The following is a 25,503-nucleotide window of genomic DNA, read 5'->3' on the forward strand; positions in this document are numbered from 1 at the left end:
TTTTTTGCTTTAGGCTTTAAGCTTTAAGCTATAGGCCATCACATTGATTGTTTTTGCTTTTTTGCTTACGGCTTATAGCCTAAAGCGTATTGCTTACTTGTATTCGTGGATTACATCTTCGATCACGTCTTCAATTGTGGGTTGATCTGCGATGATGATGTTTTTTGTGATCTTTGACAAAGCTTCTGCGGTGGTATCGCCAATGCAGAAACAGATTTGTTTATTGATGGTATTGTGTTTCAAATAACTTTTAACTCCAGACGGACTAAAAAACAAAATCGCTTCAGGATTTGCTTTTATTTTCTGTGGTTGCAGCGTAGTTTCGTAAACCTGAATTTCATTGAATTTAATTCCGTTTTCTTTTAAAGCTTCGGGTAAAGTGTCTCTTCTGAGGTTTCCGCTGAAAAAAGTATAACTGTCGTTTCCATAAATCAAAGTGATGATTTCAGCTAAATCAGAAGCGTAGCCAGTATAAGCCACAACATTAAATCCGTTATCGGTCAATAAAGTTTTGGTTTTAAGACCAACGCAAAATACATTTTTCTTTTTTAATTCTTCTGATTTTGGGTCAGATAAAACACTTCGAACAGCATTCTGACTTGTAAAAATCAAACTTTCGTTGAGGTCTTTTAATTCGAAAGGTTTGTTTTCAGTTTTAATGAAATCGGCTTCGATTACTTCGACGCCATATTTCATGAGCTCTTGCTTATGAAGTGGAGATAATATTTTAGTGGATATTATTTGAACTGCTTTTGCCATTATTTTTTCAGAGATTCTTTAATAGATGCCATCAATTCAGTTCCGCCATTATTCAAAATTTCCTGAGCCGAATGAAAACCTAATTTTTTCCATTCTGAAATATCAACGGTTTTATTGATTTCCAATTTTTGTTTTCCGTCAACAGAAAGTAAAACACCTTGAAAATGAAGTGTGTCTTCGTCTTCGTTATATGTTACTAAAGCTCCAATTGGTGCTGTACAACCGCCTTCTAAAGTTCTTAAAAACTGACGCTCAATGTAAGTACAGATTTCAGTTTCAATATGATTCAATTGCGAAAGTGCATCTAAAGTAAAATTGTCATCTTCCATTGCTACAACAAGCATTGCTCCTTGTGCAGGCGCAGGAATCATCCAATCTAAATTAATGTAATTTTCAGGTTTTAAGTTAATTCGCTCCAAACCTGCAGCAGCAAAAACAGCCCCGTCCCAATTATTGTCTTGTAATTTTTGCATACGCGTATTTACATTTCCGCGTAAATCAACAACAGTATGATTTGGGTATTTATTGTACCAAAGCGCTTGACGACGTAAACTTCCGGTCGCAATCGTGCTTGGATTAGCAAAATCAGGATTTCCTTTATGAACTAAAATGTCTAAAACATTAGCTCTTTCTAAAACAGCCGCCTGAACAATTCCTTTTGGCAAAGCCGTTGGAACATCTTTCATCGAATGCACTGCAATATCAATATCACCATTGATCATCGCAATGTCAAGCGTTTTAGTAAAAATTCCAGTAATCCCTAATTCATAAAGAGGTTTGTCCAGAATAATATCACCTTGAGATTTAACCGCAACAATTGAAGTTTTATAACCCAAATCGTTCAGTTGTTTTTCGACATTATGAGCTTGCCAAAGTGCTAATTCGCTATCGCGCGTTCCAATTCTGATTGTTTTTTCAGCCATTTTGTTGAATTTCACCATATAAGTTATATAAGGTAATTTAAGCAGTTTGAACTTAAAAACAACAATTAAGCGTTGCGATTAAATGAACTTATATAACTTATATGGTTTAAAATTTTATTTAAGATGCTTTTATTTTGAAGACTTTTTCGATCCATTCGATGCTTTCATCTACCATGGTGTCGTCGTCTTTTAAATGATTTGCGAAATGTGTAGTGATTTTCTGGATGATTCTGTTACTGATGATTTCAGCTTGTTCTTCATTGAAATCAGCAATTTTTTTGCTTTGGAAATCCAATTCCGAAGCTTTAATCGCGTTTAGTTTTTCTTTTAAGGCGTTAATCGTTGGGGCAAATTTTCGGCCTTTCATCCAAATTACAAATTCTTCTTTGATTTCTTCAATAATTGCTTCAGCAGCCGGAATGTGTAATTTTCTGTTTTCCAAAGTTTCATCTGTCAATTGAGACAAATAATCCATGTGAATCAACGTTACGCCTTCTAATTCTTCAACATTTTCGTGAACGTTTTTCGGAATAGACAAATCCAGAATCAACAAAGGTTTTTTAAGATTTAAAATCGCTTTGTCAACTGTTGGGTTTTGCGCACCGGTTGCCACAACGACAACATCAGCTTTTTGAAGTTCTAAGTGTAATTCAGAATAATCTTTAACAATCAGATTTAATTTTCCAGCTAATTTCTCCGCTTTGTCTTTCGTTCTGTTGATTAAAGTAATGTGTTCGTTTTTAGTATGTTTAACTAAATTCTCACACGTATTTCTTCCGATTTTTCCAGTTCCGAAAAGTAAAATATTTTTATTGCTGATGTCTTCAACATTCTTCAAAATATATTGTACCGATGCAAAAGAAACCGAAGTTGCACCCGAGCTGATCTCCGTTTCATTTTTAATTCTTTTGCTTGCCTGAATCACCGCATTCACTAATCTTTCCATGAAATTATTAGCTAATCCCATTGATTTTGAATGAACAAAACTGGTTTTGATTTGAGATATAATTTCGAAATCGCCCAGAATCTGACTATCTAATCCAGTTCCTACGCGAAATAAATGATTTATTGCTTCTTGATTTTTGTAAACGAAACCAACTCTTTGAAAAGCGTCAACAGAACCATTGCTGTTGTCGCAGATAAGTTTTATTAATTGAAATGGATGTTCAGCAAAACCGTAAATTTCGGTTCTGTTGCAAGTTGAAGTAACTAGTAAACTTTCTATTCCATCGTTTTTAGCTTGTTCCAGCAAACGCGTTTTAGCAATTGCATCCAAACTAAATTGACCTCTGACCTCAGCATCAGCTTTTTTATAACTCAGACCAACTGAGTAAAAATAAAGGTGTTTCGGTACATTATTGTTTTCCATAAATTCACTTTCATAAAGTGCAACAAAATTATTGCAATAGTGTTTATAAAAGTAACGCTAAAAGTACTTTTTATATCGCTGTATGTTTTTTTGAACCTAAATAGGTGTTTTTGAGTAAAAAGGACTATTTTTGTAGCAAAATCAACTCATTTCAAGTGATTAGTTTAGAGTGATTCTAAATAACATTCCGCATTAGTTTTGATTTTCGTTTAAAAAAAATATCGCTATGAGTTCTCAAGAAGTTATAAAAATTGAAGACGACTTTACGCTGATCCGTTTTCAAAATGATAGTTTGGAACCTTTTTCTGCACAACACGAAATAGGTACTGGTCTGATACAGTTTCACTTCGGGATAAAAGGCAATGCGAAATTCTTATTCAATCAAGGTTCTTATGCTTTAGATTTGAAGGAAGAAAAATCACTGCTTTTATACAATCCGCAGAAAGAATTACCGCTTAATTTAGAACTAGCTCCAAACTCGTGGGTGATTTCGGTAATTGTTTCGATTAAAAAATTTCACGCGTTGTTTTCTGCCGAAGCCGATTATATTACGTTTTTAAGTCCTGATAATAAGGATAAAAAGTATTATAACGAAGGAAATATCAGTCCGTCAATGGCAATTGTTTTGAGTCAGTTGTTTCATTATAATCTTCATCCGTCTATTAAAAACCTTTATTATAAAGGAAAAGGATACGAATTATTGAGTTTGTATTTTAATAGAACTGAAGATCCAAATGCAGAACAATGTCCGTTTTTGATTGATGAAGATAATGTGCTGAAAATTCGAAAAGCAAAAGAAATTATCATCGCGAATATGGCTGAACCGCCGGGATTACAAGAATTGGCAGATGAAATTGGTTTGAATTTGAAGAAACTAAAAATGGGTTTCAAACAAATTTACGGCGACACGGTTTACGGTTTTCTTTTCGATTACAAAATGGATTTCGCTAGAAAACTATTAGATAGCGGTTCTTACAATGTAAACGAAGTTGGACTTAAAATTGGCTATAGTACTGGAAGTCATTTCATCGCGGCGTTTAAGAAAAAGTTTGCCACAACTCCAAAGAAGTATTTAATGTCGATTAATGCGAATGTTTAATTTTTGCCACTCCCGATAGCTATCGGGATCACGAATTAGCACAAATTAAAATCTGCTAAATCAGTAAAATCTGTGGGCATTATACGAATAAATCAATTTTCGATATTCCGCAATAATTAAAAAGTAATAATTATCATATTTCTAATAAAGTACAGCGTTTACTTTTGCCGAAATTTTTAAAAACAAATAAAAAGCTTAAAGCCTAGCGCTTAAAGCCTAAAGCAAAAAAATAATGAAAGGCGTATTATTAATAAACTTAGGATCTCCAGATAGTCCAACTCCAAAAGATGTAAAACCTTATTTAGATGAATTTTTAATGGATAAATACGTAATCGACGTTCCGTATTTATTGAGAGCATTATTAGTTCGTGGAATTATTTTAAGAAAAAGACCAGAAGAATCAGCGCACGCTTACGCGAAAATTTGGTGGGAAGAAGGTTCTCCGTTAATCGTTCTTTCTGAAAGGATGCACAAAAAAGTTCAGCCTTTGGCCAATGTTCCAGTTGAATTGGCAATGCGTTACGGATCAATGACAATCGAAAAAGGTTTGCAGAAACTACACGATCAAGGCGTTACTGAAGTTTTACTTTTTCCGCTTTATCCGCAATATGCGATGGCTTCTACATTGACGATTTTAGTTTTGGCAGAAGAAATCCGCAAGGCGAAATTTCCTCATATGAAATTCTCTGATGTTCCGGCGTTTTACAACAAACCGGATTACATTAAAAATGTAGCTGATTCTATTAAAACACATTTACGTGATTTCGATTATGATCAATTGGTGTTTTCATATCACGGAATTCCGGAACGTCACGTTCGTAAAACCGATAAAACAAAATCGCATAAAAAATTCGTAACCAATAAAATGTGTTGCGAAGTTGGAACTCCGGAAGCGGAATTCTGTTACAGAACACATTGTTACGAAACAACGCGTTTAGTTGTAGAGCAACTTGGAATTCCGAAAGATAAATATTGCGTTACTTTTCAATCAAGATTGGCGGGCGATAAATGGCTTGAGCCTTACACAGATGTTGAAATCGACAAAATGCCTTCAAGAGGAATCAAGAAAATTGCGGTTGTTACCCCAGCTTTTGTTACCGATTGTTTAGAAACTTTGGAAGAAATCGCCATGCGCGCCAAAGAAGATTTTGAAGCAAACGGAGGCGAAGAGTTCTTGGCAATTCCATGTTTGAATGATGATGATGAATGGTGCCAGACGGTTTCTAACTGGATTAACGATTGGGCTAAATAGAAGAAAGAGGCAAGAGTAAAGAAAAAAGACTTTATGGAATATTATAACTATCTGAAATCACTGCATTTAATATTTGTAATCACTTGGTTTGCGGGTTTGTTTTATATTGTGCGTTTGTTTGTGTATCAAATCGAAGCCAATGAAAAACCTTCTCCTGAAAAAGAAATTCTTCAGGCGCAATACAAAATAATGGCCTATCGTTTGTGGTACATTATTACGTGGCCTTCAGCGGTTTTGGCAAGTATTTTTGCTTTTTGGATGCTGTTTTTTACCGATGCAGGTCATATTTGGCTTTCACAGTCTTGGATGCATGTAAAATTATGTTTCGTTTTTCTTTTATATTTATATCACGGAAAATGCCATCAAATTTTTAAGCAATTACAAAACGATGAGGTAAAATATTCCAATAATTTCATGCGTTTATGGAATGAAGGCGCAACTATTATTTTATTTGCCGTTGTCTTTTTAGTAGTTTTAAAAAGTGCTATCAACTGGATTTTCGGCGTAATCGGAATTATATTGTTTTCGGTTTTAATAATGTTGGGATTCCGGTTTTATAAGAGAATTAGAGAGAAGAAATAGTTTTTTTAGTTTCAGGTTTCAAGTTTCAAGTTGCCAAACGCAACGTAACCTGAAACTTGAAACCTGAAACAAACAAAAACAAAAAAAATGCTAAACAACTTCAAAATGACAATGCTATCGCTTCGTACCAGGATTTTCCTGTCGATGATTGTATTGATTGTTGTGGCATCTTTTTTATTGGCTTCGATTTCGATTATTCAGTTTAAAACTGAGGCTAAAGAATATCATCAAGAACGATTAGAACGCAAAGAAAATGCGGTAAAAGAACACATCAATTATGTTCTTTCGACTACAACATATCCGTTGAAAACTCAGAATTTAGATTTAATCTTCAAAGATAAAATTCACGAATTAGCTCAGATTCACAAAATCGAAATCAATATTTATAGCCTTGATGGGAAACTTTTAAAATCCTCAAAAGAATCTTTTGCTGTAGATAAAGCGCCTCCGCCAATTCCGGAATATATCCTGAAATTAGTGCGTTCTTCTATCGAAAAGCGTTTCGTTGATATTAAAACCATCGATGGGGTAAAAAATAGATCATCTTATAGTTTAATAAAAGACGAAAAATTCAAACCACTCGGAATTCTAAATCTTCCTTATTTAGAAGACGACGGTTATTATGACAATGAGTTAAATACTTTCCTAATTCGATTAAGCCAGGTATATTCTTTTATGCTGATTGTCGCTTTTGGATTGGCGTATTTCCTTTCAACTTATATTACAAAATCGCTTAAAACCATTTCAGACCGTTTGGAAGAAACGAATTTGGATCAGAAAAACGAAAAAATTGTTTTAGAAGCGAATAGCAAAGAAGTCAACTTCCTTATAAAAGCCTATAATGGAATGGTCGACAAACTCGAAACCAGTGCCATAAAACTGGCCCAAAGTGAGCGTGAAGAAGCCTGGCGCGAAATGGCGAAACAAGTTGCCCACGAAATTAAAAATCCGCTTACGCCGATGCGTTTGACCGTTCAGAGTTTTCAAAGAAAATTTGATCCAAGCGCTCCTGACGTTAAACAGAAAATGAATGATTATTCCGAAACCTTAATTCAACAGATTGATACGATGACAGCGGTGGCTTCGGCATTTTCGAACTTTGCTTCGATGCCGGCGCAACAAAACGAAACTTTAAATGTTGTTGAAGTTGTCGAATTGGCTTTGGATATTTTCAACGAAGATTATATTTCGTTTGAAAGCGACGAAGAGGAAATCATCTCAAAAATGGATCGTACTCAGTTGATTCGTGTGATTACCAATTTGGTTAAAAATGCAACGCAAGCTATTCCGGAAAGCCAGTTTCAAAAATCAATTGTTGTTACGGTAAAAAGACGAAACAATAATGTTGAAATTGCCGTAAAGGACAACGGAATAGGAATCCAAAAACAAGATATTGGCCGAATTTTCGAACCAAAATTTACCACTAAAACCAGTGGTATGGGACTTGGACTCGGAATTATCAAAAACATCATAGAAAATTACAAAGGAACAATTACCTTTGAATCAACATACGGAAAAGGAACTACTTTTAGAGTTTCTTTGCCTATTACAAACTCATAAAATCAGCGTCATGAATTACGAAAATATTTTAGTTGCAATAGAGGAGAGAATTGCAACAATTACTATTAATAGACCAGCTAAATTGAATGCTTTAAATAAGGAAACAATTAGCGATTTGAGTAAAGCAATCAAATTATTAAGCAAAAATGAAGAAGTTCGTGCTATAATTTTAACCGGAAGCGGAGAAAAAGCTTTTGTTGCTGGAGCCGATATTTCAGAATTTGCAAACTATACGGTTGTTGAAGGCGCACAATTAGCGGCTGAAGGTCAAGAATTGTTATTTGATTTTATTGAAAATCTTAAAAAACCGGTTATCGCAGCCGTGAATGGTTTTGCTTTAGGCGGAGGATTAGAATTGGCAATGGCGTGCCATTTTAGGGTCGCTTCAGATAATGCAAAAATGGGATTGCCAGAAGTAACTTTAGGATTGATTCCGGGTTATGGAGGAACACAACGTTTACCACAATTAGTTGGAAAAGGCCGTGCAATGGAAATGATTATGACAGCGGCGATGATTTCTGCAGAAGAAGCAAAACAATATGGTTTAGTAAATCATGTTGTACCTCAAGCTGAACTTTTATCGTTTACAACTGTAATTGCTCAAAAAATAATCAAAAATGCGCCGTTTGCTATTGCAAAAGCTATAAAAGCGATCAACGCAAATTATGAAGACGGTAAAAACGGATTTGATACCGAAATAAAATCTTTCGGAAAATGTTTCGGAACTCAGGATTTTAAAGAAGGAACAACAGCATTTTTAGAAAAACGTAAAGCCGAATTTACGGGGAAATAATTTTTTTTTAACCGCAAAGGTCGCTAAGATTTACGCAAGGTTCGCAAAGTTTTATATTTCTTTGTGTCCTTTGCGAAAAAACTTTGCGACCTTTGCGGTTAAATAACAATACAGAGATTCGCAAGGTAAAAACTTAGAATCTCAGTATCTCAGAACCTTAGCACCTTAAAAAAAAATGTACGAACCAATATTTGCCCTTTTTTGTGAACGAGTTAAAGAAAGTATCCAAGCCGGAACTTTCGCAAAACTGACTTTGGCAAAAACAATGGGCGACACCGAAATTAAAAACATCTATTTCAGACTAGTTCTGAATGAAGATAATACGTTCTCCATTTCATTAACTACCAGATATAAAACGGAAGAAATTGAAAGCATTCATACTCTTGATGAAGCCTTATTAGTTTTAGGAACTTATATTAAAAATCCGTTTTTGACAGCACTTTTATTTACTACAGATAACGACGTTACTTTCAAAGTAAATAAAAAGAATGCCGGAAGTATTATTGAGCAACCGCCAACATTTAAAAATGCTTCGCCGGTTATGCTGGAGATGATTGAAAAGGGAATTGTTTAATAACCATGTTACTAGCTTTGTCAGGCTGAGCGGAGTCGAAGCCCCGCAAAGTGATTCAGCAAACGTGGCTTCGACTCCGCTCAGCCTGACAAATGAATAAATCTTTGTGAACCTTTGCGAAATTTTTCGCGAATCTCTGAGAAATAACCTCTAAACCAGCTTCACAAATAAATTAGAAGCAATTTTATTCGAAATTGACAATTCCTTGCCGTCAACATTAATTCGGACAGATAAATCAAAAGATTCTTTAGATAGAAATTCGATTTTAGAGCCCAAAGCAATTCCTTGTTTGTCCAGATATTTCAAGAATTCTGATGAAGTATCTTTAACACCAACACAAACACCGGTTTGGTTTTCTTCTAATTCAGATAAAAGCTGTTTTTCAATTTTTATAATTCGGCCATTCGCATCTGGAATCGGATCGCCGTGTGGATCTTCCGTAGGATTTCCCAGAAAATCATCCAAACGGTTAATCAATTGTTCTGATTTGATGTGTTCCAATTGTTCGGCAATTTCATGAACTTCATCCCAAGAAAAATTTAATTTTTCCACTAAAAACACTTCCCATAAACGATGTTTTCTAACAATCATTTTGGCAGCCAGTTTTCCGTTTTCGGTTAACGAAACGCCTTGGTATTTTTTATAATTAACTAAATCCTTTTCCGCCAGCTTTTTAAGCATATCTGTAACCGATGATGCTTTGGTTTCCATCACTTCAGCAATAGCATTGGTACTCACCTCGGTTTCTAAAGAAGCTGTTAGGTGATATATAGATTTTAGATAGTTTTCTTCTGAAAAAGTCATTTTTTTCTTTTTTAGGGACAAAGATGCAAAGGGACAAAGGTTCAAAGTAGAAAATCTTTGTCCCTTTGTTACTCTGAACCTTTGAACCTTCTATTTAACAATCAACAAAGGTATTGAAATTTTATGTCTCAATTTATCTACGGTTGTGCCAAAAAGAATATCTTTTAATCCTGTGTGACCGTGGGTTCCCATAACTAAGATGTCAAAATTTCCTTCGTTTATAATTTTCGGAATTACTTTGTTGGGTTTTCCAAAACCAAGTTCAGTTTCGATTTTGAATCCCTTTTCTGAAAGCATATTTTGATATTCCAAAAGCAATTTTTCGTCTATTGTTGTTTCATGATCGTGAACATGCACACCATACATTAAAGCGCCAACGGTTTCGACAATGTGAATAAGAGTGTATTGCGTATCACTTCCGCCTAATTCAAAAGCTTTGTTTAGCGCTGCTTCATCAGCTTTAGAAAAATCGACAGAAACTGCTATGTTTTTAATGCTTTGGCTTTCTTTTGGTGTAAATTGAAGTTTTAGATTATGCGGAGAATGATTGACAGTTTTTGCTTTTGCTTTAGCAATAAATGGTTTAAAAACGATGTACAGTAATAATCCTGCGAATGCAAAAGCAAGCGGTACAACTGTAAGCCAAAGTACTGTTGGATGATTTGAGTTTTCAAGCCACGAAGTAATTTCGTCGTAAACTAATTTTGCATTTAGTGAAACAATGATTGAAGCAATAATCCAGGAAACAACCTGCGTAGTTTTAGAAATATGAAAGCCATTCATTTTTGATTTGTCACTTACGAAATGAATAAGCGGAATAATTGCAAATCCTAGTTGCAGACTCAAAATAACTTGACTTAAAATCAATAATTTGCCGGTTACGCTTTCGCCATAAATATAAATGACGATAAGTGCGGGAACAATAGCAATTAATCGCGTTATAATGCGTCGAACCCAAGGCTGAATTCTTAAATGTAAATATCCTTCCATCACAATTTGTCCTGCAAGCGTTCCAGTAACAGTTGAACTTTGTCCTGCGGCAATTAAGGCAACTGCAAATAGTATGGGAGCCCATTTGTTTCCTAATAAAGGCTCGAGAAATTTGTGCGCATCTTGAATTTCAGCAACTTCAAACATTCCGTTTTTGTGGAATGTTGCGGCGGCAAGAATTAAGATAGCGGCGTTTACAAAGAATGCCAGGTTTAGCGCAATAGTTGAATCTATAAAATTGTATTTTAAGGCCTGTTTAATACCCGATGGAGTTCGGTCAAATTTTCTGGTTTGTACCAAAGAAGAATGCAGATACAGATTGTGAGGCATTACCGTTGCACCAATAATCCCGATTGCAATGTATAAAGCAGCCGAATTTGGGATAGACGGTATAAGTCCGGCAAGGATTTTTGGAACTTCAGGTTGTGCAAAAATCATTTCGAAAATGAAAGAAAACCCAATAATTGCGACCAAAACAATTATAAACGCTTCCATTTTGCGAATTCCTTTATTGATCAAGAATAATAGGAGGAAAGTGTCTAGAACGGTAATTAAAACACCTTCAAGCAACGGAATTCCAAATAAAAGATTAATTCCGATCGCCATTCCCAGAACTTCTGCCAAATCACAAGCGGCGATGGCAATTTCTGCCAGAAAATATAAGATGTAGTTAATGTATTTCGAATAAGTCTCACGTGAAGCTTGCGCCAAATCACGTTGTGTTACGATTCCAAGTCTTGTGCTTAAACTCTGCAAAAGCAAAGCCATTAAGTTACTCATCAATAAAACCCAGACAAGTGTGTAACCAAACTGACTTCCGCCGGCGATATCTGTTGCCCAGTTTCCGGGATCCATATAACCAACGCTGACTAAATATGCGGGGCCTAAAAAGGCTAATATTTTCCTGAATCCTGTTTTTTTATGTTCTGTAGCAACCGATTGGTTTACTTCTTCTAAAGATTTGGTCATTTTAAAAAATGTTGTTTTAACAAATATAGGTATAAATTATATTCGCTGAACAATATTTTTAGGCGAGTCTAAAACTTAGATGTTAGAATTCAAACAATTCGGGCACAATCCTGATAATGTAAAATTGATCTCCTTCACTTTGTAATTATGAGGCATAATATAACTCGGTTTTACATTTTCGAGACACGTAATTTCATGACAGTTTTCACAACTAAAATGAGCATGATTGTGTATGTGAACACGCTGGTTGGAATGATTGCATTTTGCATATTTTACCGTTCCGTCAAGATTCGAAATTTTGTGTACAATATCGTCGTTTACTAGTCGGTCGAGGATTCTATAAATAGTGACGCGGTCACAGACATCGTTCAATTGTTTTTGAATTTCGGTGTGTGATAGTGCAGTTCTAGATTTTTCAAAAACCTCTAAAACGGCCGTCTTTGCTGTGGTGTTACGCGTAGTTTTCATTTTTATAAATTAAAAATTTTATCGCAACATTGTTGCAAATAATAAATTTGTGATATATTTGCAACTAAATTGCATTAAGCAAATCTACAACTTATGAAGAAAATAACAACATCTTTTTACGATATTTTAGGAATTTCAAGCGCGACATTTTGCCTCGTTCATTGTTTGGTTTTTCCTGTTTTGACTATCCTTCCTTTAGGACTAATTCATAACCCAATAATCGATTTGATTTTTGCTTCTTTTGGTTTATTTGCAATAATCAAAATTATGAAAAAATCGTCGCTTTTAGTGTCTTCAATTTTGGTTGTTTCGATGAGTTTAATTTGGATCAGTATTTTGAGTGAAATAATCTTTGAAATGCATCTCGACTTAATTTACTTCGGAGGAATGGGAATGATCATTGGTCATTTATTGGATTATAAACTACACAAGAAAGAAAATCATTAAAAAAAATTAAACCATATAAGTCATATAAGATAATTTAAGCGTGGCTTGAAATGAACTTACATGACTTATATGGTTTAGAAAAAAAAACTTCGCGTCTCTGCGTCTTTGCGAGATTAAAACAGAAACTTGTTTAATTTTTCTTCAAAGGCAGAACAAAAATCTAACACATTGAATTCAATCCGTTTAAAATTATTGTAATTAGAAACTATATTTGTCGAATTTAATTTTTAGTTTTGTCTAAATTTAATTTTATAAGAATGAAATATTTATTTTTGACAATATTAATAATTTCTGCTACACGCCTTTATTCGCAAAATATCTCGGGAAAAATTGACGGACTAATTCCTTATGGACAGGAAATTAATATCAGCTTATTAAATACAAACTTTAAAACTCAAACCGATTCGGTTGGATTTTATAAACTCGAAAATGTTCCGAAAGGTGTCTATAAAATAGTTGTGAAATCGACTGGATTCAAAACGATAAATCAAAAAATTTCGGTTTTAGAAAATCAAAACCTTAATCTTGATTTTGAATTGACCGAAGACCAAAATGAATTGAACGAAGTTGTCGTTTCAGGAACTTTAAAACCGGTAAGACGTTTAGAAAGTGCCGTTCCAGTTGAGGTTTATTCGCCGGTTTTCTTCAAAAAAAACCCGACACCAAGTATTTATGATGCGTTGCAAAATGTAAATGGCGTTCGACCACAACTTAATTGTGGTGTCTGCAACACAGGCGACATTCATATTAACGGATTGGAAGGTCCTTACACTTTGGTTTTGATTGACGGAATGCCAATTGTGAGCAGTCTTTCGACAGTTTATGGTTTATCAGGAATTCCAAATTCTTTGGTCGAAAGAATTGAAATCGTAAAAGGTCCAGCTTCGTCGCTTTATGGAAGTGAAGCAGTTGGCGGTTTGATCAATATTATTACCAAAAATCCAACAAACGCTCCTATGTTTTCTGCCGATTATTTTACAACAACTTACTTTGAAAATAATCTTGATTTGGGAATGAAGTTTAATGTCGGAAAAAAAGCTAATTCGCTTTTGGGACTGAATTACTTCAATTACAATCAGGTTATTGACAAGGACAAAGACAATTTTACGGATGTGACGCTTTCTGACCGGATTTCGGTTTTTAATAAATGGAGTTTCCTGCGAAATAATAATCGGCTTTTTACCCTTGCCGTGCGTGGAATGTACGAAGATCGCTGGGGCGGAGATGTGCGTTGGGAAAAGAAATTCCGCGGAGGCGACGAAATTTACGGGGAAAGTATTTATACCAAAAGAGCCGAATTAATAGGAAGTTATCAGTTGCCATTTGAAGAAAAATTGATGCTTTCGTTCTCTGGAAATGTTCATTATCAGGACAGCCGTTACGGAACTACTTCGTATATCGCGAATCAGAAAATTGGTTTTCTGCAATTGACTTGGGATAAAAAAATTGGGCGAAATGATTTATTGGCCGGAATTGCCAGCCGATATTCGTATTATGATGATAATACAACAGCAACTAAAGAAGCCGAAAGTACTTGGCTTCCGGGAATTTTTGTTCAGGATGAAATTACATTTTCTCCAAAAAACCAAGTTTTGCTCGGAATGCGATACGATTATAATTCCATTCACGGTTCTATTTTTACGCCGAGATTCGCGTACCGATTCAAAGCCAATGAAAACACTATTTTCAGATTAAATGCCGGAACAGGATTTCGGGTTGTGAATTTGTTTACCGAAGATCACGCGGCGTTGACAGGTTCCAGAGATGTTGTGATTGCGAATGATTTAAAACCGGAACAATCTGTAAATGTGAATTTAAATTATATTCAGAAAATTAATTTTGGCAACGGAACTTTTATGGGCATCGAAACAACTGCTTTTTACACCCGTTTTAGCAACAAAATCATTTCCGACTATGAAAGTGACCCAAACAAGATTATTTACGATAATATCGACGGATATGCTCTGAGTCAGGGAATCAGTACAAATGTTGATCTTAATTTTCCTTCCGGATTAAAGTTTATCGTCGGAGCAACGTTTTTAGATAATAAAAATGTTCAAAACGGAATTTCTGAAAGACCTTTTTTAACGGAGAATTTTACGGCAACCTGGAGTGTTTCATATAGAATAAAAGCTTTAAATTTATTGTTGGATTATACCGGAAATGTTTACAGTCCGATGAAATTGCCTTTGCTGAGCGAAACAGATCCGCGAAGTCCGAATTCGCCTTGGTACAGCACTCAGAATATCCAATTCACATTTACTGGCTGGAAAAATTTTGAGCTTTATGGCGGAATCAAAAATTTGCTGAATTTTACGCCAATGCAAAATAATCCGTTTTTGATTTCGAGAACAAACGATCCTTTTGATAAAAATGTGCAATACGATTCGGCGGGAAAAGTTTTGGTAACTCCTGATAATCCTTATGGTTTGACTTTTGACACGACTTATGTTTATGGGCAAAACCAGACTATTCGTGGATTTTTGGGATTGCGATATACTTTGAGGTAAATTTTTATGGGCCACAGATTATACGGATTGAACTGATTTTCGTAGGTTTTGATTTGCATTTGTCAGGCTGAGCGGAGTCGAAGCCCCGCTCCAATTGGCGAGCCCTTCGACTCCGCTCAGGGTGACAAATCAGAAAAAAATCCATTTAATCTGTGATCCCGATAGCTATCGGGAGTGGCAAAAAACAAAAAACAATGAAAAAGCTTTTACTATTAATCTTCTTCTTCGGAATTTCAGCGACAGGTTTTTGTCAGTTGAAAAGCTATTCTTTTGAAGAAATTGATAGCTTACAGCAAATTCAAAAACGAAAAATCGTTGTTTTCATTCATACTGATTGGTGTCAGTTTTGCCAAAGAATGAAAGCGACAACATTTAAAAACCAGGAAATTATCGAAAAACTAAATTCAGATTTCTATTTCATTGATTTTAATGCCGAGGAAAAACGTAATATTACTTTCAATAATCACGTTTTTAAATTTCAGCCTTCGGGAAATAATGTCGGCGTTCATGAACTGGCTTTACAGCTCGGAACAATTAATAATCAGATTGCATACCCGACTTTATGTGTTTTGAATGAGAAAAACGAGATCATTTTTCAATATAATATCTATTTGAGTCCAAATGATTTTAAAATTCTTTTAGAAAAACTGGAAAAATAAAATTCCTTATTTTTGAGAATGAATTCTTCGCAAATCAAACATTTCGATTACATTTTTACCGGCGCTGGACTGGCTTCTTTGATGACTGTTTATAAAATGATTTTGTCTGGCAAATTTTCAGATAAATCAATTTTATTGCTTGATAAAGATTCAAAGAAAACTAATGACAGAACTTGGAGTTTTTGGGAAAAAGAAGAATCAACTTGGAATTCGATTATCTCCAAAAAATGGGATTCTGCCTTATTTGCCAATGAAAATTTCAAACGTGATTTAGAGCTAGAACCTTATTCATACAATAAAATCAATGGTTTAGATTTTTATAATTTCGTTTTTGAGAAGATTTCAAATCAGCCGAATATTACTTTTCTCCATGAAAAAGTAACCGATATAAACGAACTCGACACGCATGTTTTTGTTGGAACAGAAGAAAACAGATACACTTGCGATTATTTATTCAACAGCATTTATACTAAGGCTTTCGCCGAAAGTCAAACGAAATATCCTGTTTTGCAACAGCATTTTGTGGGTTGGTTTGTAAAAACAGAAGTTGAAGTTTTCAATCCGGAACAAGCTACTTTCATGGATTTTTCGGTGGAGCAAAAAGGGAATACAAGGTTTATGTATGTTTTGCCGACTTCAAAAACCGAAGCTTTGGTTGAATATACTTTGTTCTCAGAAAAACTTCTTTCGAAAGAAGAATATGAAAATGATATTCAGCGTTATTTGGAAAAACTTGGAATTCATCAATTTGAAATTGTAGAAAAGGAACAAGGAAGTATCCCCATGACGAGTTATCCTTTTTGGAAAAAAAATACTAAAAGAGTTTTAAATATTGGAACTGCCGGCGGTTGGACAAAAGCGAGTACGGGTTATACTTTTAGAAATTCGGATAAAAAATCATCGGAATTGGTTCAATTTCTTCAAAATTTGGATTCTCTAAATATGAAGGCGTTTCATAAGAAGAATAGATTTTGGTTTTATGATTTATTGCTTTTGGATATTCTGTATCGTCATAATGAATCGGGAAGTTCAATTTTTTCTTCTTTATTCAAAAATGGAAATTCAAAGCTGATTTTTAAATTTTTAGATGAAGAAACGAGTTTCATTGAAGATGTTAAAGTTATTTTAAAGTGTCCTAAAATTCCGTTTTTAAAAGCGTTATTTAGAGTGATTTTTCTTTCAAATGAATTTAACCAAAACAATAACCTTTGAAAAATATTACTTTAGGAATTACTTTCTTTTTTACCCTTTTATCTTTCGGGCAAGTTTCAACAAATAAAGCACACGATGCTATTGTAGAAGAATTTCTCACCAATTGCGCCGAAAAACACAATTATGTTTATGAAATGACCGAATGGCAAAACTGTCTGGATCAAGGTTTAAAAAAAGACAGTACAGTGGCCTATTTATGGCAACAGAAAGCGATGCCATATTTTAAATGCAAAAAGTACGAAGTTGGAATGCAGTACTTAAATAAAGCAGTTTTTTATAATAAAGAACGCTGGTTGTCGTATCGCGCTTTTATGAAATGCATTTTTTCGCACGACTATAAAGATGCTATCGTAGATTTTGATGAAGCTATTAAATTATATGGAAATAGCTACGTTATGGATCATTCGTTCAATTTTTACAAAGGCCTTTGTTACCTTCAGTTGAACGAATATGAAAAGGCAGAAAAGCTTTTTGATGATTATGTAAATGACATTTACAAAAACCGACAACAATTAGAACATCCTACGGCGTATTTTTATCAGGGAATTGCCAAATATGAACTTAAAAAATGGGATGAAGCGATTGCGATTTTTGATAAAGCTTTAAAAATCTATCCAGAATTTTCAGATGCCAAGTATTACAAAGCAATTTGTTGGCTGAAACAAGGAAAATCAAGAGAAGAAGTTGTTGCTTTGGTTGGCATTGCGAGAGAAGATTCGGCGAAAGGTTTTTCAATTAATGAAGACAATGCGATTTACGAAACTTATCCGTATCAAAAGAAATTTACCAAATAACCATTTTGTTTATATAATTGTGGATTGTTTTTGGACTTTCGACTAAATCAATCGAACTATAACAAAACTTTATACTTCAAATTAAGTAGTTGCGGGTAAACTTTGTAACTTTGCAGTTCAAAAGTAAAATTTAAAAATAAAAAATATGTATCCACAAGAAATGGTAAAACCTATGGAAGCTGAATTAACTTCTGCTGGTTTTCAAGATTTACATAGTGCTGAAGCAGTTGATAACGCTATCAAAGCTGAAGGTACCACTTTAGTTGTTGTAAACTCTGTTTGCGGTTGTGCTGCTAGAAATGCACGTCCGGGAGCAAAAATGAGTTTAGAAGGCGCTAAAAAACCAGATCACCTTATTACAGTTTTTGCTGGTGTTGACAAAGAAGCGGTTGATGCTGCAAGACAACATATGTTTCCTTTTCCTCCATCATCGCCATCTATGGCTTTGTTCAAAAACGGAGAATTGGTTCACATGTTAGAGCGTCACCACATCGAAGGTCGTCCAGCTGAAATGATCGCTGAGAATTTGCAAGATGCGTTTAACGAGTTTTGTTAATTTAAGGGACTAAGATTCTAAGATACTAAGGTTCTAAGGTTTTAGATTCAAAGTGAAAAAGGTACAGAGGTACGAAGATTAAAAACGAAAAGCACTATAGAAATATAGTGCTTTTCGTTTTTTATACGGTTAGTAAAAAAACTTAGAACCTTAGTCCCTTAGAATCTCAGAACCTTTTAAAGATTCCATCCCCCGCCAAGTGCTTTATACAATTCAACCATTGAGCTTAATTGTCTTTCTGATAATTGTGCCAAGCTTAATTGCGCATTGAACAAATTAGTTTCAACATCTAAAACTTCTAAGTACGAAACGTAACCGCTGTCATATCTTTCTCGGGAAAGATTGAAGTTGATTAAAGCCGCTTGAACCTGTCTGTTTCTGGCTTTCCATTCTTCTTTATACGTTCTTATGTTTTGTATGGATTGTTCTACTTCAGAAACGGCGCCAATGTAAGTTTTTTGATAAATGAATTTGAATTGTTCTGCTTGTTGCCTGTTGATTTCGACTCTTCTTTTGTTTTTTCCGAAGGCAAATATCGGTCCTGCAATTCCGGCCGATGCATTTTGCGAATACGAACTTCCTAGAAACAAATTGCTTAAATCAGCACTTGCAAATCCAGCGATTGCGGCAAGGTTTAAAGAAGGGAAACGCATTGCCTGCGCAACACCAATTCTTTCATTTGCTGCTTTGTATCGTAATTCTGCTGCTTTTACATCGGGTCTGTTTTCTAATAAGGCAGATGGAAGAGAAAGCGGAATTTCACTTACGATTCGCAATTCGGTATTGCTTTTTCCTCGCGGAATTTCAGTTGGAAGCTGACCTGTAAGCAATGCAATTGTATTTTCCTGAAATGTTATTTGTCTTTGAATGTTCGGAATCGCGGATTCGGCAATTGCAACTTGCTGTTCAATTTGTACTTTGTCAACTTCAGAGATATAGCCATTTTTGAATCTTTGGTTTATAATTTCATAGTATTTCTCTCTGGTCGTAAGTGTTGACTTTGTAATTTCCAGTTGTTCATCAAGGTTACGCATTTGAAAATAAGCGTACGCGATATTGCTGACAATATCTGAAAGCACAACTTTTCGAGCTTCTTCAGTAGCTAAGAGTTCGGCTTGTACAGCATTATTTTCATGACGGTATTTTCCCCAGAAATCAAGTTCCCACGACATACTTGCGCCAGCATTTGAGGGTGTAAAGTTTTTCTTGTTACTGTTTATGGTTGCTCCATATTGAAATGTCGGAAATAAATCGGCTTTAGCATAACCTAATTCGGCACGAAGCTGATCGATTCTGGAAACAGCGATTTTTAGATCGTAGTTGTTTTCCAATCCTTTTTTGATCAGATCTTTTAAAACGTCGTCATTAAACAAATCAAACCATTTTAAATTGGTAACGTTCGCTAGACTGTCTAAGTTTCTTTCGTTTTTATATGAATCTGATTTTTGCTGCTCTGGTTTGCTATATTTTGGCCCCACCATACAACCCACGGGAAACAGTATGAGGATAAATATAACAACGATTATTTTGTGTCTCTTAATCATGGTCAGAAGTATTTGATTCCACATTATGTCCTTCAGTCAGAGTTGTATCATCTTTCTTTTTTCCGATGTTTTCAATCATTACAAATAGACCTGGTACAATTAATACACCTAATACCGTGGCGATTAACATACCACTGAATACCGCCATTCCCATTACGATACGAGCCTGTGAACCCGCACCAGTTGCTGTCAGTAAGGGAACTACTCCAAGAATGAATGCGAAAGCGGTCATTAAAATTGGTCGGAAACGAAGTTTAGCCGCAACCATCGCCGATTCGTAAAGCGGTTTTCCTTTTTCGTATTCTTCTTTTGCAAACTCTACAATCAGAATGGCATTTTTGGCCACCAATCCAATCAGTAAGACGAGTCCGATCTGGGCAAATACGTTGTTGACGTAAGCATCACTTCCAAGCCTTGCCAACATCAGTCCCAAAAAGGCGCCAAATACAGCAAAAGGAGCTCCAAGTAGTACACTGAAAGGCAGTTTCCAGCTTTCATATTGTGCAGCAAGAATTAAGAATACAAATACCAATGCCATTATGAAAACCGAACCACCGCCTGGTGAATGTTTTTCCTGATAAGATAAGTTGATATAATCGAAACTCATATCTGCTGGTAAAGTCTGTTTGGCGACTTCTTCAAGTGCGGTCAGGGCCTGCGCACTACTGTAGCCGTCATTTGGGCTTCCGCCGATTTCTGCTGATCGGAATAAATTTAAACGATTTGTAAAATCAGGTCCGGTAACTTTAGTTGCTGTAACTAATGTGGAAACAGGAAGCATATCGCCCAAATTATTTTTTACATAAATCAAATTTAGGTCTTCCGGACTTACACGATCTGCCGCTTCACCCTGAAGGTAAACTTTGTACTGACGACCAAAACGGTTGAAATCATTCACATAACTTCCTCCTAAAAAGGCACCTAATGCTTCGGTGACTTTTGAAACAGGTATGCCTAATTTCATGGCTTTGTCATTGTCAATTTCTAATTTGACTTGTGGAGTACCGGCATTAAAAGTAGTATAAATTCGTTTTATTTCTGGACGCTGCTGTGCGGCCGCTATAAAAGCTTGAGTTTGTTCTGCCAAATATTGTGGTGTATTTCCACCTCTGTCTTGCAACATTAAACTAAATCCTGCCGATGCACCTAATCCTTGAATTGCCGGAGGCCCAAATGAAAAGCAAGTTGCCGTTGTAATTTGGGTAGCAAGTTTAATGTTTAGTCTGTCTACAAATTGTTTGGCAGTTTCCGCTCGGTCTTCCCAAGGTTTTAATGAGATGAAAATAAAAGCATTGTTAGGTTGATAGGAGTTAGTAAGCATACTAAATCCGTTGATTGTTGTATAAGATAAGATCGATTTTTCTTCTTTTAGGAAACTGTCTACTTTTTTCGAAATTTCATCTGTACGCTGTAATGACGATGCAGGAGGCAATGCAATATTTACCAAAACGTAACCTTGATCTTCTTCGGGAATAAATCCTAATGGAATTTTCTTTCCTAAAAATGCAGTAGCCACTAATATGACTACCAATAAAAGAACAATTCGCATGGCTTTTTTTGCAAAAAATGTGGCTCCACTGATATATTTTCCAGTAACTTTTTCGAAGATTCTATTAAATCCGGCAAAAAACTTCGCTAACCATCCCGTTTGTTCTTCAATAGGTTTGGTCGGTTTTAATAACATAGCACAGAGCGCGGGACTTAGAGACAATGCACTAAATGCCGAGAACGCGACCGAGACGGCAATGGTTATGGCAAACTGTTGATAAAATCGTCCGGTAATTCCTGGTGTCATCGCAACCGGAATAAACACGGCACATAAAATTAAAGCAATCGCAATTACAGGACCCGAAACTTCTTTCATGGCCTGAACGGTAGCTTCCTTCGGGGTTTTGCCATGTTCGATATGATGAATAACGGCTTCAACAACCACAATCGCATCATCGACCACAATACCAATTGCTAACACTAATCCTAAAAGTGATAATGTATTGATTGAAAATCCTAACATTGGGAAAACCGCAATAGTTCCAATAAGCGAAACAGGAACCGTAATTAGCGGAATTAAAGTAGCACGCCAGTTTTGAAGAAAAATGAATACTACTAAAATTACCAATATAATGGCTTCAAAAAGGGTATGCACAATGTCGTCAACTCCCGCGGTAATGGCTAAAGTTGTGTCTAGAGATTCTTGATATTCGATGTCTTTTGGAAACTTCTCTGATAAAAGTTTCATTGCGTTTTTTGCGTTTTCGGCTACATCGAGAGCATTACTTCCGGGCATTTGGTATAACGCTACAACGGCGCTTGGTGAACTGTTTCTTCGTGCAGAAGAACTGTAATTTTCTGTTCCAAGTTCAATTCGCGCAATGTCTGCCATTAAAACCTGAGCTCCGTCTTGTTTACTTCGAACGACAATATTTCCAAATTCTTTTTCAGTAACTAATCGATCCTGAAGTGTTACACCATATGTAAATTCGGTATTGGCAGGAGCAGGCTCAGCACCAAATTTTCCTCCTGGACTAATCATGTTTTGGGCGTTCAGTGCATTTTTTACATCATCAACTGTAACTCCAAGTTTGCTCATCATATCGGCCTTGAGCCAAATTCTCATCGAGTAATCACTTCCTCCAAAGAGCGTAACTTCTCCAACTCCTTTGATACGGGCCAATTGATCTACAATGTTTATACTCGCATAGTTGTTCAAAAACTTAGCATCATATTTTGGATTGGTCGATGTTACCGTGAACAACATCATTGGGAAAGACAAAGATTTCTTCACTACAACTCCTTGTTGTTTTACACTCGAAGGCATAAAAGGAGCCGATTGGTTTTGTCTGTTTTGGGTAAGCATATTGGCATTATCCAAATTGGTTCCCACGTCAAAAGTTACCTCAATGGTACAAGCTCCATCAGAAGTGTTGATTGACTTCATGTATAACATGTTTTCAACACCATTTACTTTTTGCTCAATTGGCGTTGCAACTGCCTGTTCAACATTCAGCGCATTTGCTCCTGTAAAAGAAGTAGTAATTTTTACAACAGGAGGATTAATATCCGGATATTGCGAAATAGGCGTTTTTTGTAATGCCAGTAATCCAAGTATCACAATAATAATACTGATTACAATAGCAACGATTGGTCTTCGAACGAAAAATTCTCCCATAATACTATGTATCTAGATTATTATTTAGTAACTGCAGTTTCTGTTTCACCTAATTGCCATTGTGTGACTTTTGGTGTAATAACACTTCCATTTTTCAATAATGAAGTGCCTCCCATGGCTATCTTGTCGCCGGGTTTTAAACCTTCTTCAATGATATATCCATTTTGAACTGCTGGACCTGGTTTTACAATTTGCATTTGCACTTTATTGTCATTTCCTAAAACATAAACTTGATAAATACCTTGTACTTCTATAACAGCGCGTTGCGGAATTACAATGGCATCTTTGCGAATGTCAGTCAGTAACGCAATTTTTGCATATTGTCCAGGACGAAGTAATTTGTCCGGATTAGGAAATGCAGCTTCAAACGTCATGGCACCAGTAGCGGGATCTATTTGTCTGTCCGTAAAACTTACTCTTCCGGTTTGAGGATAGATTGAACCATCTGATAATTTTAAAGTAACAGATGCTCCGGAACCTTTTAAAGCCGAATTTGGTTTGGTAAATTCTCTGTACAAACGCAAAAATTCCTGTTCGCTCATGGTGAAACGAACTCTGACATCTCCTAAATCAGAAATGGTATTTAAAATTGAAGCGGGACCCGGACGAACATAATCGCCAACTCTCACTTTTGAAATTCCGATTAATCCGGAAATAGGAGCAACGATTCGGCAATAGCCTAATTCAATTTTAGCATTTTGTACAGATGCGTCTGATGCTTTGATTTGAGCAATCGAAGCAGTATAAGCTGATTTGGCCGAAACTAATTCTCTTTGGCTGACTGCATTCATTTTTGCCAATGGCGTAATCATGTCCAAATCTGATTTTGTTTTTGATAATCTTGCCTGAGATTCTGCAGCGCCACCTTCGGCTTCATTAAGTTTGGCTCTATAAGGAAGTGCATCAATGGTATACAATAGTTGTCCTTTGGCAACAAAACTACCTTCTTTAAAATTTATGCTTTCGATAAGACCATCGACCCGTGGATTAATTTGAATATCGGATTGACCAAAAGTTTGTCCAGTATATTCAGATTCTATTTTAACATCTTGCTGTAAAACGGTTGTAACTGAAATTTCGAGTGGCTTAGGTTGTGGTGGGGCTTCTTTTTTGCAGGATAACAATAAAAAAAGTAAGAAAATTGCTGGAGGGTAGATTTTGTTCATTTTTAATTTTTTATTAAATTTTATTAAAACTCAACTAACTAAAAACCAAATAATTCCTTAGCTAAGTTAACATTTTTTTAATTAAGATTTGAAATATTATTTTCATTTTGAATTTTTACTAAATTTATATTTAATTGGTATTCAAGTGTTAATAAAATCGACTAAATGATGTAAAATACCGCCAAACTGCATTTTTTGTAAGGATAAATTTTTACTATTTCTTTTTTTAATTTTAAAAAGTTTCTGTTATGTAAAAAAAAAATAAAATAAAACCAGACAATTTGAGCTCTGTTTCAGACCATCTAAAATCATTAAGCAAAAAAGAATTGCTGCATAAGGCAAAGAAATTTTCAGAGCAATATTGTGTAGGTGATGATAAAGATTTTACATTAAAAGACAAACCCACTTCTTATTTCGGAAATGAATCAAAATCAGCGATCAAAGAGAGTTTGCAAATGGGGGTAAAAGCATTGGCTGCTATGCAAGACACGCTTTATGCTCAAGATAAATGGTCGGTTTTAATTATTTTTCAGGCAATGGATGCTGCAGGGAAAGACGGTGCCATCAAACATGTAATGTCTGGCATAAATCCACAAGGTTGTCAAGTTTCTTCTTTCAAAGGACCGAGTTCAGAGGAATTAGACCATGATTATCTTTGGCGTTGCCAAAAACATTTGCCGGAAAGAGGACGAATCGGAATTTTTAATCGCTCTTACTATGAAGAAGTTTTAGTCGTTCGCGTGCATGAACAAATTTTAAGAGGGCAAAAAATCCCAGAAAAATTGATTACGGAAGATATTTGGGATCAGCGTTTTCAAGACATTCGAAACTTTGAAAAATATTTGAACAGAAACGGAACGGTTGTAATCAAGTTTTTCTTAAATGTTTCCAAAGAGGAGCAAAAAAGAAGATTTATCGAAAGAGTTGACAATCCCGATAAAAACTGGAAATTCAGCGCCACCGATGCCAAAGAAAGAGGCTATTGGAACGATTATATGTTTGCTTATGAAGAATTGATCAAAAACACCTCAACCAAAAAATCACCATGGTATGTAATTCCAGCCGATAATAAATATTATGCCCGAATTGCCATTGCCTCAGCCATTATTCATGCATTAGATGAAATGGATTTAGAATATCCAAAAGTAAGCGAAGAAAAAATCGCAGAATTGAATGCAGTCAAACAAGCATTACTAGATGAAAAAGATTAACAAGCGAAAACAGTTATACAGTTTTGCTTTTTAAAAACCTTAGTGCCTGAGAACCTTTGTAACTTAGAACCTTTTTTGTACTTTTGCAGCTCAAAA

General features: G+C 35.3%; 22 protein-coding genes. 13 read left to right on the forward strand and 9 right to left on the reverse strand.

Annotation, left to right across the window (positions count from 1 at the left end; all coding sequences use genetic code 11):
• Positions 1 to 93: 93 nt before the first annotated feature.
• The 3 genes from RB619_RS10945 to hemA all read right to left on the reverse strand — a co-directional run bounded on the left by RB619_RS10945 (position 94) and on the right by hemA (position 3,051).
• A complete protein-coding gene (locus RB619_RS10945; RefSeq protein WP_308097299.1) occupies positions 94 to 759 on the reverse strand; it encodes a uroporphyrinogen-III synthase in 666 nt (221 codons plus the stop codon).
• Entirely contained in the window at positions 759 to 1,682 is a 924-nt protein-coding gene (hemC, locus tag RB619_RS10950) for a hydroxymethylbilane synthase (protein ID WP_308097301.1), read from the reverse strand. Before hemC ends, RB619_RS10945 begins: the two co-directional genes overlap by 1 nt.
• 118 nt (positions 1,683 to 1,800) lie before the next feature.
• Positions 1,801 to 3,051: a glutamyl-tRNA reductase gene (gene hemA, locus RB619_RS10955; protein WP_308097304.1), complete on the reverse strand. Its 1,251-nt coding sequence runs from the start codon at positions 3,049 to 3,051 to the stop codon at positions 1,801 to 1,803.
• Positions 3,052 to 3,277: 226 nt separating this feature from the next.
• On the opposite strand from hemA, the gene RB619_RS10960 reads away from it, so the two are divergent.
• The 6 genes from RB619_RS10960 to RB619_RS10985 all read left to right on the forward strand — a co-directional run bounded on the left by RB619_RS10960 (position 3,278) and on the right by RB619_RS10985 (position 8,911).
• A complete protein-coding gene (locus tag RB619_RS10960) occupies positions 3,278 to 4,150 on the forward strand; it encodes an AraC family transcriptional regulator (protein ID WP_115887709.1) in 873 nt (290 codons plus the stop codon).
• Positions 4,151 to 4,382: 232 nt separating this feature from the next.
• Positions 4,383 to 5,402: a ferrochelatase gene (hemH, locus tag RB619_RS10965; protein ID WP_308097308.1), complete on the forward strand. Its 1,020-nt coding sequence runs from the start codon at positions 4,383 to 4,385 to the stop codon at positions 5,400 to 5,402.
• A gap of 33 nt (positions 5,403 to 5,435) precedes the next feature.
• On the forward strand, positions 5,436 to 5,984 hold the full coding sequence (locus RB619_RS10970) for a CopD family protein (protein ID WP_308097310.1): 549 nt from the start codon (positions 5,436 to 5,438) through the stop codon (positions 5,982 to 5,984).
• A 144-nt stretch (positions 5,985 to 6,128) separates the two neighbouring features.
• Entirely contained in the window at positions 6,129 to 7,544 is a 1,416-nt protein-coding gene (locus RB619_RS10975) for a HAMP domain-containing sensor histidine kinase (protein WP_308097519.1), read from the forward strand.
• 10 nt (positions 7,545 to 7,554) lie between these two features.
• Positions 7,555 to 8,337, forward strand: coding sequence for an enoyl-CoA hydratase-related protein (locus RB619_RS10980; protein WP_308097312.1), 783 nt, complete (start codon positions 7,555 to 7,557; stop codon positions 8,335 to 8,337).
• Between the two features lie 175 nt (positions 8,338 to 8,512).
• On the forward strand, positions 8,513 to 8,911 hold the full coding sequence (locus tag RB619_RS10985; protein ID WP_308097314.1) for a hypothetical protein: 399 nt from the start codon (positions 8,513 to 8,515) through the stop codon (positions 8,909 to 8,911).
• 150 nt (positions 8,912 to 9,061) lie between these two features.
• On the opposite strand, the gene RB619_RS10990 is transcribed toward RB619_RS10985, so the two are convergent.
• The 3 genes from RB619_RS10990 to RB619_RS11000 form a co-directional block, all read right to left on the reverse strand.
• Positions 9,062 to 9,715 (reverse strand): metal-dependent transcriptional regulator, encoded by a 654-nt coding sequence (locus RB619_RS10990; RefSeq protein WP_308097316.1) that lies wholly within the window; start codon positions 9,713 to 9,715, stop codon positions 9,062 to 9,064.
• A gap of 90 nt (positions 9,716 to 9,805) precedes the next feature.
• Positions 9,806 to 11,674 (reverse strand): Nramp family divalent metal transporter, encoded by a 1,869-nt coding sequence (locus tag RB619_RS10995; protein ID WP_308097318.1) that lies wholly within the window; start codon positions 11,672 to 11,674, stop codon positions 9,806 to 9,808.
• Between the two features lie 75 nt (positions 11,675 to 11,749).
• Positions 11,750 to 12,142: a Fur family transcriptional regulator gene (locus RB619_RS11000; protein WP_081909399.1), complete on the reverse strand. Its 393-nt coding sequence runs from the start codon at positions 12,140 to 12,142 to the stop codon at positions 11,750 to 11,752.
• 93 nt (positions 12,143 to 12,235) lie between these two features.
• Here RB619_RS11000 and RB619_RS11005 point away from each other — a divergent pair, with 93 nt between their 5' ends.
• The 6 genes from RB619_RS11005 to RB619_RS11030 all read left to right on the forward strand — a co-directional run bounded on the left by RB619_RS11005 (position 12,236) and on the right by RB619_RS11030 (position 18,320).
• On the forward strand, positions 12,236 to 12,589 hold the full coding sequence (locus RB619_RS11005) for a MerC domain-containing protein (RefSeq protein ID WP_308097322.1): 354 nt from the start codon (positions 12,236 to 12,238) through the stop codon (positions 12,587 to 12,589).
• A 257-nt stretch (positions 12,590 to 12,846) separates the two neighbouring features.
• The gene (locus RB619_RS11010; RefSeq protein ID WP_308097325.1) at positions 12,847 to 15,099 is read left to right on the forward strand and encodes a TonB-dependent receptor; all 2,253 of its coding nucleotides are present in this window, start codon (positions 12,847 to 12,849) and stop codon (positions 15,097 to 15,099) included.
• Between the two features lie 194 nt (positions 15,100 to 15,293).
• On the forward strand, positions 15,294 to 15,758 hold the full coding sequence (locus RB619_RS11015) for a thioredoxin family protein (RefSeq protein ID WP_308097327.1): 465 nt from the start codon (positions 15,294 to 15,296) through the stop codon (positions 15,756 to 15,758).
• A gap of 18 nt (positions 15,759 to 15,776) precedes the next feature.
• Positions 15,777 to 16,970, forward strand: coding sequence for a lycopene cyclase family protein (locus tag RB619_RS11020; RefSeq protein WP_308097329.1), 1,194 nt, complete (start codon positions 15,777 to 15,779; stop codon positions 16,968 to 16,970).
• A complete protein-coding gene (locus RB619_RS11025) occupies positions 16,967 to 17,764 on the forward strand; it encodes a tetratricopeptide repeat protein (RefSeq protein ID WP_308097331.1) in 798 nt (265 codons plus the stop codon). The genes RB619_RS11020 and RB619_RS11025 overlap by 4 nt, the downstream gene beginning before the upstream one ends.
• A gap of 145 nt (positions 17,765 to 17,909) precedes the next feature.
• Positions 17,910 to 18,320: a BrxA/BrxB family bacilliredoxin gene (locus RB619_RS11030; protein WP_115887696.1), complete on the forward strand. Its 411-nt coding sequence runs from the start codon at positions 17,910 to 17,912 to the stop codon at positions 18,318 to 18,320.
• Positions 18,321 to 18,496: 176 nt separating this feature from the next.
• Here RB619_RS11030 and RB619_RS11035 read toward each other — a convergent pair whose 3' ends face one another.
• Genes RB619_RS11035 through RB619_RS11045 form a run of 3 tightly spaced genes read right to left on the reverse strand, consistent with a single transcriptional unit; the run spans position 18,497 to position 24,196 of the window.
• The gene (locus RB619_RS11035) at positions 18,497 to 19,864 is read right to left on the reverse strand and encodes an efflux transporter outer membrane subunit (RefSeq protein ID WP_308097334.1); all 1,368 of its coding nucleotides are present in this window, start codon (positions 19,862 to 19,864) and stop codon (positions 18,497 to 18,499) included.
• The gene (locus tag RB619_RS11040; protein WP_308097336.1) at positions 19,857 to 23,030 is read right to left on the reverse strand and encodes an efflux RND transporter permease subunit; all 3,174 of its coding nucleotides are present in this window, start codon (positions 23,028 to 23,030) and stop codon (positions 19,857 to 19,859) included. Before RB619_RS11040 ends, RB619_RS11035 begins: the two co-directional genes overlap by 8 nt.
• 20 nt (positions 23,031 to 23,050) lie before the next feature.
• Positions 23,051 to 24,196 (reverse strand): efflux RND transporter periplasmic adaptor subunit, encoded by a 1,146-nt coding sequence (locus RB619_RS11045; protein ID WP_308097338.1) that lies wholly within the window; start codon positions 24,194 to 24,196, stop codon positions 23,051 to 23,053.
• 281 nt (positions 24,197 to 24,477) lie between these two features.
• On the opposite strand from RB619_RS11045, the gene RB619_RS11050 reads away from it, so the two are divergent.
• Complete coding sequence (locus RB619_RS11050; protein WP_308097340.1) at positions 24,478 to 25,407, forward strand: polyphosphate kinase 2 family protein; 930 nt, start codon at positions 24,478 to 24,480, stop codon at positions 25,405 to 25,407.
• Positions 25,408 to 25,503: the final 96 nt, after the last annotated feature.

Source organism: Flavobacterium sp. LHD-80 (assembly GCF_030929605.1).
In the GTDB taxonomy this organism is placed as follows: Bacteria; Bacteroidota; Bacteroidia; order Flavobacteriales; family Flavobacteriaceae; genus Flavobacterium.